General features: G+C 61.2%; 11 protein-coding genes. 8 read left to right on the top strand and 3 right to left on the bottom strand.

Translation table 11 applies throughout. From position 1 onward, the window contains the following. Positions 1 to 460 precede the first annotated feature (460 nt). The 3 genes from QZY03_RS10635 (at position 461) to QZY03_RS10625 (ending at position 4,276) form a co-directional block, all read left to right on the top strand. Positions 461 to 1,405: a neutral zinc metallopeptidase gene (locus QZY03_RS10635; RefSeq protein ID WP_295580788.1), complete on the top strand. Its 945-nt coding sequence runs from the start codon at positions 461 to 463 to the stop codon at positions 1,403 to 1,405. Between the two features lie 129 nt (positions 1,406 to 1,534). Then, complete coding sequence (locus tag QZY03_RS10630; protein WP_295580786.1) at positions 1,535 to 3,676, top strand: hypothetical protein; 2,142 nt, start codon at positions 1,535 to 1,537, stop codon at positions 3,674 to 3,676. A gap of 24 nt (positions 3,677 to 3,700) precedes the next feature. Beyond that, positions 3,701 to 4,276, top strand: a complete 576-nt coding sequence (locus QZY03_RS10625) for a CNP1-like family protein (RefSeq protein ID WP_295580784.1) — start codon at positions 3,701 to 3,703, stop codon at positions 4,274 to 4,276. A 436-nt stretch (positions 4,277 to 4,712) separates the two neighbouring features. On the opposite strand, the gene QZY03_RS10620 is transcribed toward QZY03_RS10625, so the two are convergent. After that, positions 4,713 to 4,952, bottom strand: coding sequence for a hypothetical protein (locus QZY03_RS10620; protein ID WP_295580782.1), 240 nt, complete (start codon positions 4,950 to 4,952; stop codon positions 4,713 to 4,715). Between the two features lie 2 nt (positions 4,953 to 4,954). On the opposite strand from QZY03_RS10620, the gene QZY03_RS10615 reads away from it, so the two are divergent. Genes QZY03_RS10615 through QZY03_RS10600 form a run of 4 tightly spaced genes read left to right on the top strand, consistent with a single transcriptional unit; the run spans position 4,955 to position 8,944 of the window. Beyond that, positions 4,955 to 7,030 (top strand): class I SAM-dependent DNA methyltransferase, encoded by a 2,076-nt coding sequence (locus QZY03_RS10615; protein ID WP_295580780.1) that lies wholly within the window; start codon positions 4,955 to 4,957, stop codon positions 7,028 to 7,030. Between the two features lie 2 nt (positions 7,031 to 7,032). Then, entirely contained in the window at positions 7,033 to 8,397 is a 1,365-nt protein-coding gene (locus tag QZY03_RS10610; protein ID WP_295580778.1) for a restriction endonuclease subunit S, read from the top strand. Positions 8,398 to 8,409: 12 nt separating this feature from the next. Then, positions 8,410 to 8,679, top strand: a complete 270-nt coding sequence (locus QZY03_RS10605) for a BrnT family toxin (RefSeq protein ID WP_295580776.1) — start codon at positions 8,410 to 8,412, stop codon at positions 8,677 to 8,679. After that, positions 8,648 to 8,944 carry a BrnA antitoxin family protein gene (locus QZY03_RS10600; protein WP_295580774.1) on the top strand — a complete coding sequence of 99 codons (297 nt, stop codon included), beginning with the start codon at positions 8,648 to 8,650 and terminating at the stop codon, positions 8,942 to 8,944. The genes QZY03_RS10605 and QZY03_RS10600 overlap by 32 nt, the downstream gene beginning before the upstream one ends. Positions 8,945 to 9,350: 406 nt before the next feature. On the opposite strand, the gene QZY03_RS10595 is transcribed toward QZY03_RS10600, so the two are convergent. Together QZY03_RS10595 and QZY03_RS10590 are read right to left on the bottom strand one after the other, a co-directional pair. Continuing rightward, on the bottom strand, positions 9,351 to 9,614 hold the full coding sequence (locus tag QZY03_RS10595; protein ID WP_295580772.1) for a Txe/YoeB family addiction module toxin: 264 nt from the start codon (positions 9,612 to 9,614) through the stop codon (positions 9,351 to 9,353). Positions 9,615 to 9,616: 2 nt separating this feature from the next. Continuing rightward, the gene (locus tag QZY03_RS10590; protein WP_295580771.1) at positions 9,617 to 9,883 is read right to left on the bottom strand and encodes a type II toxin-antitoxin system Phd/YefM family antitoxin; all 267 of its coding nucleotides are present in this window, start codon (positions 9,881 to 9,883) and stop codon (positions 9,617 to 9,619) included. A 182-nt stretch (positions 9,884 to 10,065) separates the two neighbouring features. On the opposite strand from QZY03_RS10590, the gene QZY03_RS10585 reads away from it, so the two are divergent. Next, complete coding sequence (locus tag QZY03_RS10585; protein WP_295580769.1) at positions 10,066 to 10,206, top strand: hypothetical protein; 141 nt, start codon at positions 10,066 to 10,068, stop codon at positions 10,204 to 10,206. Positions 10,207 to 10,209: the final 3 nt, after the last annotated feature.

The following is a 10,209-nucleotide window of genomic DNA, read 5'->3' as shown; positions in this document are numbered from 1 at the left end:
TGCGTTATGAGGCAAGATTGCCTCATAACGCACGAACGAGTTGAGGGTACGCGACATAGACCGGAGGATGCCTACGTGGTTCCGACAAAGGAATAAGAGAAAAAAACAATCGTGTGAAGTGCCTTTCTCGGCGAACGCTCAGGGTGTTTAGGGGGCACCGACAGGACTGCGGGCCTTGATCATCGCTTCGGCCGTTGACAAGCATAGCGCAGGCGCGGCTGGTGGACTGCGCTGCGCTTGTCCACCCTACAGAAGCAGCTCCGCTGTAAGGTGGATCGGGCGCGCTGTTCGGTGTCCGGGATCCGGCACGGCGGTCGCGCACGCCGCATCCAACAAAGGGTCGCGCGATGCCGCCCAAACTTAGAATTGCCGCGGTTGCGATACTGGCCCAGTGGAGCGCCTGCCGAGTGCTATGATCCACAATCATGGGATAATCACGCATCCTTCAGAGGACCGACTCATGCGCTGGAAAACCGGCAGACGTAGCGAGCATATCGAGGACCGCCGCGACGACGGCAGCCTGGGGGGCGATCCGTTCGGCGGCGGCCGACGGCCAATGCGCGTCGGACGCACCGTCGGGATCGGCGGCGGCCTGGGCGGATTAGTGCTGGTGGTGGTGCTGATGCTGCTGGGCGTCGACCCTTCGGTGCTGCTGACCCGCGACGGTCAGTTCGTGCCCGGCCCGACCGCCCCCCAGGACCCCATGGCCCAGTCCGGGCCGGGCGGCGAGCCCCAGTTTCGCGTCCCCACGGCCGGCATGGAAGACGACATGAAGGAGTTCGTCTCGGTCGTCCTGGCCGACACCGAGGATACCTGGAACGCGGTCTTCAAAGAGGCCGGCAAACGCTACAGCGAGCCGAATCTGGTTCTGTTCACCGGCGTCACCCGCTCCGCGTGCGGGCTCGGCGAGGCGGCCATGGGTCCGTTTTACTGCCCGGCCGATCACAAGGTCTATATCGACCTGGCGTTCTACGACGAATTGCGCAACGACTTCGGCGCCCCTGGTGACTTCGCCCAGGCCTACGTGATCGCCCATGAAGTGGGCCATCACGTCCAGAACCTGCTCGGCATTTCCGATCAGGTCGAAAATTTGCGCCGCCGCGCCGGCCAGCGCGAGGGCAATCAGCTCTCCGTACGGCTGGAACTCCAGGCCGACTGCTTCGCCGGCGTCTGGGCCAACCGCGCTCATGCCGCCCGTCGGATTCTCGAACAGGGCGACGTGGAAGAAGGCCTGAACGCCGCCTCCGCCATCGGTGACGACCGTCTGCAACGTCAGACCCGCGGCTACGTGACGCCGGACAGCTTCACCCACGGCAGTTCACAACAGCGGGTGCGCTGGTTCAAACGCGGCCTGGCCGAGGGCCGCCTGGCGGCCTGCGACACCTTCTCGAACGACACCCTGTAGGGTCCGCTCCGCGGACCGCAACCGCCAACCGCGAAAATCGCGAGTTGGCCGGGTTTATGATCAAGACGGGAACTGTTCTGACGAACCCGACATTCATCTCTGTCCACCATCACTCCAGCGAGGTCCCTCATGTCGCCAAGCGCCCCTGAAACCACCTCCGCCGCGGATGCATCACTGCCTCCGCTGCTCGCCCTCTGGAATTTCATCTGGAACTCCATCGTGCGCGTCCTGTGGCTATGCGGCTATGCCACGGTCACCGCGGTCGGCGCCGCGGTCCTGTTCACGCAGGTCGGTCAGGGTCAGGATCTGCTGCGCCTGTCCGCCGAGTACGGCTTTGCCTGGTCCAACCTGTTCTTCCTGCTCAGCGCCTTGTTCCTGAGCCTGGGGCTCTGGTACAGCGCCCGGCTCCTGCTCACGCACACCCTCGACGGCGATCAGCTCCGCTGGCAGCGCTCCCGGTTCGGCCGGACCTGGTTGCCGCGCGTCTATGGCACCCTGGTGCCGCTGGCCATCGGCATCGGGTTCCTGCGACTCGAAACCAGCGCCCAGACCGGGGCCTGGGTACTGGGCGCACTCTTCCTGCTCCTGGCCGCGGGCCTGTGGTGGTTCTACTACAAACGCCGCGACTGGTTCGTGAAAGCGACCGAGCGCACCCGTGGGCTAACCGAACCAGGCGAAGCACACGACCGCCGCCTGATGCTGATTATCCTGTCACTCGGTCAGCTCACGGTTTTCATCCTGCTCGCCGCCTTCGTGGTCTGGCCGGTCAGCCTCCCCCAGACCCTGGGGACGCCGGCCATCCTGCTGTCCGGCCTCGCCGGGATTGCACTCTTCGGCAGTCTGGTGCTCACCTACGCGTTTCTCGTCAACGGCCTGCCGGCCGGCACCGCATTGGCTCTGATCCTCGCGGCCGGCTTCGGATTCTTCAACGACAATCACTGGATCCGCGTCGCCGACCAGGCCCCGGCCCTGCAACGGCTCGCGGCCGCGGCGCACTATCAGGCCTGGCGGGAGGTCAACCCGGCACCGCGGCAGATCGACGGACGCGATCCGGTCATCCTGGTCGCCGCGGCGGGCGGCGGCATCCGCGCCGCCTACTGGACCGCCTCCACCCTGGCGACCCTGGAAGCCAAAATCCCCACGTTCAGCCAATCCCTGTTCGCCATCAGCAGCGTCTCGGGCGGCAGTGTCGGCGCCGCGATGTACACGGCAGTCAAGCGTCAGCAACTGGAAAACCGCGCCGCGTTGGTGGATGGGGAGACCACGCTGAGCACCGTCCAACAGGCGCTGAGCCATGACTTTCTGTCACCGGTCGCCGCCGGCATGCTGTTCCCGGACCTGGTCCAGCGCTTCATCCCCTACCCCTTCCCGGCGGCGGACCGCCAGCGTTTCCTGGAACTGGGATTCGAGCAGGCCCTGGCGGACGCGGACAACCCGTTGACCCGACCTTTCACCGCACTCTATGCCGACGGCTACAAGTTCCGCCTCCCCGGGCTGCTGCTCAACACCACGATCGTGGACTCGGGCCGGCGCGCGGTCATCTCCAACATCGCGCTGACCAATTTCACCGACACCCTGGACCTACTCGACGACGGTTTCCAGACCCGGACCATCCGGCTGTCCGCCGCCGCCGGGGCCAGTGCGCGCTTCACCTACGTGAGCCCCGCCGGCAGCCTCATCGGCCCGGGCGCCGAGGGCGACCAGAAAATTCGCCTGGTCGACGGCGGTTATTTCGAGAATTCAGGCGCCACCACCACCGTCGATCTGTTGGAACTGATCAACGACGAGACCCTCTACCCGATCCTGATCCTGATCCGCAACGACCCGCAGGCGCCCGCGGTCTGTCAACGCCGCCCGGAGGTCACCAGCGTCGGGCCAGGCCCCGAAGGTCCACCCGCCAGCGACTTCCTGAGCGAGGTCGCCTCCCCGGTGCGCGCCCTGTTGAACGCCCGGACCGCGCGCGGGCGGCTCGCCGAGGTCAGCACCGCGAAATTGGTCGAAGGGGACATGCGCGGCGCGGTCATCGAGGTCTCACTGGCCGCCGTGGTCGAAGCCGAACTGGCCCGCACCCAAGGTGACCCGGCGGCGCGCGGACGGATCGAGCAATCGCTGGTCGAACCGCCGCTGGGCTGGTCGCTCTCCCAGGCGGTGCGCCAGTCGATGGATCGGGTGATGGCCGAGGGCGGCGGCGGCCTCCAGGACGAGTTCGACAACCTCACCGCCATCCTCGACGGACGTCCGGCGGACTATCGACCCTGCAACGCACGCTGACTGTTTTACTCAGGATCAACGCCCATGCCCTTGCGACGCTACGCCCCTCTCATCCTGATGCCCCTGTTGTTGGGAGCCGCGCGGACGAACGCGGACAACAACTTCAAGCTGGACCCGGAGCCGATACGTCCCAGCAACGTCCAGGAAGGGGCCGAACGGCAGGAAGCGGCCGTCAACCTCCCGCCCTGGCCGCGCGATCAGGACCTGCTCGCCTTCACCCCGGAAGGACCCCGGTCGCCGTTCAAGTTCTTCATCGACGGCAAGAACCTGCGCATCGACGAACCCATCGCGGCGGTGCGCTACACCCTGGTCATCGAACTCCCGAGCGGCGGACGCAACGTCTCCTACGAAGGCATCCGCTGCACCCTCAAGGGGGCCTGGAAGACCTACGCCTACGGCAGCGACGGCGCCTTCGCCGAGGCGCCGGCCGCGGAGTGGCAGCCGCTGTCCACCAGCGCGTCCGAAGCCTACCGTGATGACCTGCGCCGACACTATCTGTGCGTCCCGCGCGAGACCCGGACCCGACCGCTCAAAGACATCCTGCGCGCACTGCAGGGCCGGGGGCGGAGCAGCGAGAGCACCGGCTTCCAGGCCAACTGAGACCGCGCGTGGAAACATGCCCCCCCGTGGGAGCGGCCTCCGGCCGCGATGGGGCGCCGCGCTGACCCGCGACGCCGCGCAGTGCCGTGGTGCCGTAGGATGCGGCGAGGCACCGACACTGGTGGCGGATTGCGCTCAAACGGGCGTATCCGCCGCACCGGCTTGACTCAGATCCGGAATATCTCACGCCAAGACGCCAAGACGCCAAGGTTCTTCAAAGCGCTATCGAAACCGGAGGCGCTCGCGGGATGACGGGGGTCACCGCAGGATTGCGCTCTTCTTGGCGTGCTTGGCCCCTTGGCGTGAGATACGTTCTTTCCGGACTCCGCGGTCGGGAGAATTCGCCACCAGTGTCAGGCACGAACCGCAGCATTCACGATTCAGCGATTCGGCGAACTCGCCACCAGTATCGTCGCTCCGGCCGGATCGATCGGAATTATCCACAGATGACACAGATGTTCACAGATGAAGAAAAAAAATCCGTGTTCATCTGCGGATCAATTTTCCGCATCAGGATCTCTGCGGAAAGTCTGGCCGGAACGATGATCAAAGCCCAGTTGTCCGTACCAGTACCTCTGCGGAAGGCCTGGCCGCAACGATGATCAAGGCCAAAATTGGCCTTGATCATCGTTGTGGTCTGGCGACTTTCGTCAGCAGCATCCTTGATATACTCCAAGGATGAACCGTGACCAACTCAAGCAACTCGAAGACACCCTCTGGTCCGCCGCCGATAACCTGCGGGCGAACTCCGACCTCAAGGCCTCCGAGTACGGCACCCCCGTGCTCGGCCTGATTTTTCTGAAATTCGCCGACATCAACTACCGCCGCCACGAGGCCGTCATCCAGGCCGAGCACGCCGCGCTCAAAGGCACCCGCCGCGAGAAGCCGCTGCACGAAATCGCCGTCGCCAAGTGCGGTTTCCATCTGGCCGACTACGCCCGCTACAGCTACCTCCTCGATTTGTCGGAGAGCGAGGACATCGCCAAGGCCATCGTCGCGGCCATGAAATCGATCGAATTCTTCAAGCCCGAACTCAAGGACTGCCTGCCCAAGGACGAATACTTCCGTCTCACCCGCACCCCGGAGACCAGGGACCTGCCGTTCTACCTCCTGCGCCAGTTCGACAACATCCCGAACGATGCCACCGGCGACGTGTTTGGCCAGATCTACGAATACTTCCTCGGCAAATTCGCCATGGCCGAGGGCCAGGGTGGGGGCGAGTTCTTCACCCCGCGCTCGGTGGTGCGCCTGATGGTAGAGATCATCGAGCCCCACGGCGGCACCGTCTTCGATCCCGCCTGCGGGTCCGGCGGCATGTTCGTGCAGTCCGCCGACTTCATCGCCCGGCATCGCCGGGAGTTGGAAGCCCAGGGCAAGAACACCAGCGTCTACGTCTACGGGCAGGAGAAACAGGGCGAGACCGTCAAGCTCGCCCGCATGAACCTGGTGGTGAACGGGCTGCGCGGCGAGATTAAGGCCGCCAACACCTACTATGCCGACGAGTTCAAATCCTTCGGCACCTTCGACTATGTGCTGGCCAATCCGCCCTTCAACGTCGACGACGTGGCCCTCTCAGCCGTCGAGAAAGACAAGCGCTTCAACACCTTTGGGCTGCCGCGCAACAAGACCAAGGCCAAGAAATCCGAGCAGGGCAAAGAGACGGTCCCCAACGCCAACTATCTCTGGATCAACCTCTTCGCCACCTCGCTCAAGGACACCGGCCGCGCCGCCCTGGTCATGGCCAACTCCGCCTCCGACGCCCGTCACGGCGAGGCCGACTGCCGCCGGAGCCTGATCGAGAAGAACCTCATCTACGGCATGCTCACCCTGCCGTCGAACATGTTCTATACGGTCACACTGCCGGCCACCCTCTGGTTCTTCGACAAGGCCAAGCGGGATGAACGCATCCTCTTCATCGACGCCCGCAACATCTTCACCCAGATCGACCGTGCCCATCGGGAACTCACCGAGGAGCAGATCCAGAACATCGCCATCATCAGCCGCCTGCACAAGGGCCGCCGCGGCGAGTTCGTCAGCCTCATCGACCGCTACTTCGCATCAGGGATGCAGTGCCTGGCCGACAACCGGCAACAGGTCGAACCCGTCTCGGCGCAACTCCTTGCCGTCCTCGCCGACCAAGCCGGGAAAGCCGCAGTCGCTGCTCTGGTCAAGGCATGGGACGGACTCGACGCACTGCAACAGGCCTATGCCGCGTATCAGCAGCACAACGGCGGCCAGGCCACGATAGAAGACAAGAACGCGGCCCAACGGGACCTGAGCGCCACTTTCGCTCCCTTCTTTACCGTCCTGCACGACTGTCTCAAACAGCTCGACCGCACCGTCCGCCACCAGGAAAAGCAGGTTGCCGATCAGGCGAAAGCCGACGGCAAGCGGGGCGGCGCCGACCGCCAGACCAAGGCGCTCAAAACCGCCTTGGAGGCCATCCATACCGAGGTCAGGAGCGCCGAGCGCTGGTTTTCCCACATCCACTGGCTCCAGGAGCGCTTTCCCGAGGCGCGATACGAGGATGTCACCGGGCTTTGCAAACTCGCCGACCTGGATGAGATCAAGGAGCAGGACTATTCGCTCAATCCGGGGCGCTATGTGGGGGTGGTGATTGAGGAGGATGGGAAGACGGAGGAAGAATTTCTCGGAGACTTAGCTGAACTTGGAGATCGGTTAGCAGAGTTAGACAAGGAGTCTGAGGGAGTTTCGCTAACAATACAAAAATACCTTGCATCGATTATTGGATAATCATGCGTTACGAAATTTCAAGGTACGAAGTTGAGAAACTCGATGCGTACGCATCGATATTGCCAGGGTTTGCTTTCAAGAGCGAGCGCTTTACAGATAACCTGGCTGACATCCCCCTGGTCAAGGGCGAAAATGTTCATCAAGGCTATATCGACTGGCTTGAAGCGAAACGTTGGCCACTCCATGAATACGATGCGTTCTCGAGATATCATTTGGTTTCTGGCGATATCGTTTTAGCCATGGATCGCCCATGGGTCACTGCGGGATTGAAATGGTCTTACATCAAGCCTCACGATCCAAAATCTTTACTCGTACAACGGGTGGCTCGCATCCGGGCAAAAGGCAAGTTGGATCAGCACTACCTGCGACACGTTATCTCCAGCAACTATTTCGCAAACTACCTCCAGCCGATTGTTACTGGAGTAACTGTTCCGCATATCAGTGGTAAACAAATCGGGGACTTCCGCATTCCTATACCCGATTTAGGGACCCAACGCAAGATCGCCGCCATCCTCACCGCCTATGATGACTTGATAGAGACCAACAAGCGTCGCATCATCCTCCTCGAAAAGATGGCCGAGGAGATCTACCGGGAATGGTTTGTCCGTATGCGCTTCCCAGGTTACCAAAGCACCAAGCTAGTCAAAGGCGTGCCCGAGGGATGGCATTTCGATCTCAGCTCAAAATTCTTCGGTCATGCGAAAGGCAAGTCATATTCTGCACACGAGATCTCAGACGAAGAGGGAACTTGTTTTTTTATTACGCTAAAATCATTTAATCGTCGTGGCGGTTACCGAAAAGAAGGGCTTAAATATTATTCGGGGTATCACCGCAACGAACAATGCGTTGAAGCTGGAGATGTCGTGATGGCAGTGACCGATATGACCCAAGATCGTGCTGTTATAGGTGAGGTTGCACGTATTCCATATCTGCCGGGTAAAATGACGGTAATTTCCCTTGACGTAATCAAGCTGATTCCAAAGACTATTTCAAAAACATTCCTTTACGCATACATGCGCCATTCTGGCTTTTCTTCTTTCATTAAGGAATTCGCAAACGGCGCAAATGTTCTCCACTTAAAACCGGATCTCGTCGGTAAACAACGTCTGCTTTTTCCGTCCGAGCACCTTCAACAGAGATTTTCCGATCTAGCAGGACCGTTGTATCAGGAATCGGATAACTTGGAGGAGGCGATCACGCTGCTCAATAAAACACGCGATCTCCTCCTCCCCCGCCTGATCTCCGGCAAACTCTCAGTCGCCAACCTCGACATCCAGTTCCCGCCCAGCATGTGCAAGGGCGACGAGGAGGCCGAGCGAAAAGCATTGAATTCAACATCAGAGTCCGGCCAAGTCCATCGACTCTAGACAGAGCACCCGATGGAATTTACCTGGCACGCCAAGAAACGGCAGGCGAACCGGCGTAAGCATTCGCTGGACTTTGCCGATGCCGCGTCGGTCTTTGCCGGGCCGACCGTGACCTACGAGGATACCCGCGATCGTTACGGTGAACAGCGTTTCAACACAACCGGTCTTCTGGGAACAGCTGTCGTTGTCATTACGCACACCGAAACCGACGATACCATTCACATCATTTCCATGCGCAAGGCAGAGAACGATGAAATCAAAAACTTCTTCTCCTACCTCTGAGCCCCGTCTCCGGGTCGGGCTCAAGGATGTCAGCCGCGAGGAATTCGCAGCGGCCGTCGGTGACCGACTGGGAACCGAGCAGGTTTCCATCAGATTGGACGCTTCGGTGATCGCGTTTTTCAAAGCCAAGGCCGGCAAGCAGAGTTATGAGACACTAATCAATCAGGCGCTGCATCGTGCGATGGATGACGAGCATATGGAGGACACGCTGCGCCGGGTAGTCCGCGAAGAGTTGGCGTCACATCGGGACGATCGTCGGGATTGAGTGCGTAGAGTGAATAGTCTCGTTCCCACGCTCCAGCGTGGGAATGCAGGTCGGCCGCTCCAGCGGCCCGTGGGGTGACGCGACGCTGGAGCGTGGGAGCCGGATAGGCAGCCGAGGTGATTTCCGGGAAATGGTCTACCGACGTTAGGGGCGACTGAAGTCGCCCCTACATGACAGGAATCGCCTTAAGGTGCGGTCCCGAAAAGCACGGCGAGCCCGAATTCAATACATCTAGACAGGATCAACAAGATTTACAAGATGTTATTTATTTTCAATCTTGTAAATCTTGTTAATCTTGTCAAGAAATTTTGGAACTGTTCAGGGTCGTGGCGGTAACCAGCGACCCTGCGGCAGTTTGCGAGGCCCCGTCGCGGCCGGAGGCCGCTCCCACAAGATCATCCGTTCATCAGCCGTCGTAATGAAAGCGACAGGCGATGATGACCAACTCGGTGTCGGTCGCACGGTAGACCAGGCGATGGGTGTCGTCAATGCGCCGCGACCAGTAGCCCGAGAGATGGCCGCGCAGCGGTTCGGGTTTGCCGATCCCGGCAAAGGGCTCGCGGGCGGCCTCGTTGATCAGGAGGTCAATGCGTCTTAGCGTCTTGCGATCCTGCTGTTGCCAATCAAGGTACGCATCCCAGGCGTCCGGGACGAAACGAATCCCGCGCATGGTTAATCGCCGTCCGCATCGATCAGGGTCCGCGGTTGCGCCTCGCCCGCCTGATCCTGCCGGATCGCGCGCGCCAAGGCCTCGGCGTTGGCAGGGGTCGACAGCAGGTGCAGGGTCTCCATCAGACTGTTGTAGTGATCCAGGGACATGACCACCGCATCACCCTCGGCATCCCGACGACTGATGATCGCCACGTCCGCGTCCCGCACGACCGTATCCAGCAAGGATTTCAATGTATTGCGTGCATGGGAGTAGGTGACGACTTTCATGGCATCATACTTGTTCAATAAGTTGATCAAGTGTAACAGGTTAGCGCAGCAAAATCAGTGATTCCAGATGATTAACCCGGCGGCAGAATTGCTTCGAGACCAACGCGTGTCAGCCCTTTCGCCGCACCGAATTGTCCTCTCCGGATCGCGGGCGCGGGGGACCGCGCAACCCGATAGTGACGATGGGTTCTTCGGCCTTGGAGCGTACGCTCGTCGCCCGCTTGGAACCCTATCAGGCGGCCATGGACCTTCTGATGACCCTGCCGGGTGTCGATACCCTGGCCGCCGCCAAACTGCTGGTGGAGCATCGTAGGTTGGGGTGACGA

Origin of the sequence: uncultured Lamprocystis sp., from assembly GCF_903933125.1 — a bacterium.
In the GTDB taxonomy this organism is placed as follows: Bacteria; Pseudomonadota; Gammaproteobacteria; order Chromatiales; family Chromatiaceae; genus Thiodictyon.
Note: the sequence above shows the minus strand (reverse complement) of the source record. Positions and strands in the feature narration are given on the sequence as shown.

Coding starts and splice junctions, on each gene's coding strand:
- QZY03_RS10635 (WP_295580788.1), top strand. CDS start 461: ATGCGCTGGAAAACCGGCAGACGTAGCGAGCATATCGAGGACCGCCGC.
- QZY03_RS10630 (WP_295580786.1), top strand. CDS start 1,535: ATGTCGCCAAGCGCCCCTGAAACCACCTCCGCCGCGGATGCATCACTG.
- QZY03_RS10625 (WP_295580784.1), top strand. CDS start 3,701: ATGCCCTTGCGACGCTACGCCCCTCTCATCCTGATGCCCCTGTTGTTG.
- QZY03_RS10615 (WP_295580780.1), top strand. CDS start 4,955: ATGAACCGTGACCAACTCAAGCAACTCGAAGACACCCTCTGGTCCGCC.
- QZY03_RS10610 (WP_295580778.1), top strand. CDS start 7,033: ATGCGTTACGAAATTTCAAGGTACGAAGTTGAGAAACTCGATGCGTAC.
- QZY03_RS10605 (WP_295580776.1), top strand. CDS start 8,410: ATGGAATTTACCTGGCACGCCAAGAAACGGCAGGCGAACCGGCGTAAG.
- QZY03_RS10600 (WP_295580774.1), top strand. CDS start 8,648: ATGAAATCAAAAACTTCTTCTCCTACCTCTGAGCCCCGTCTCCGGGTC.
- QZY03_RS10595 (WP_295580772.1), bottom strand. CDS start 9,614: ATGCGCGGGATTCGTTTCGTCCCGGACGCCTGGGATGCGTACCTTGAT.
- QZY03_RS10590 (WP_295580771.1), bottom strand. CDS start 9,883: ATGAAAGTCGTCACCTACTCCCATGCACGCAATACATTGAAATCCTTG.
- QZY03_RS10585 (WP_295580769.1), top strand. CDS start 10,066: ATGGGTTCTTCGGCCTTGGAGCGTACGCTCGTCGCCCGCTTGGAACCC.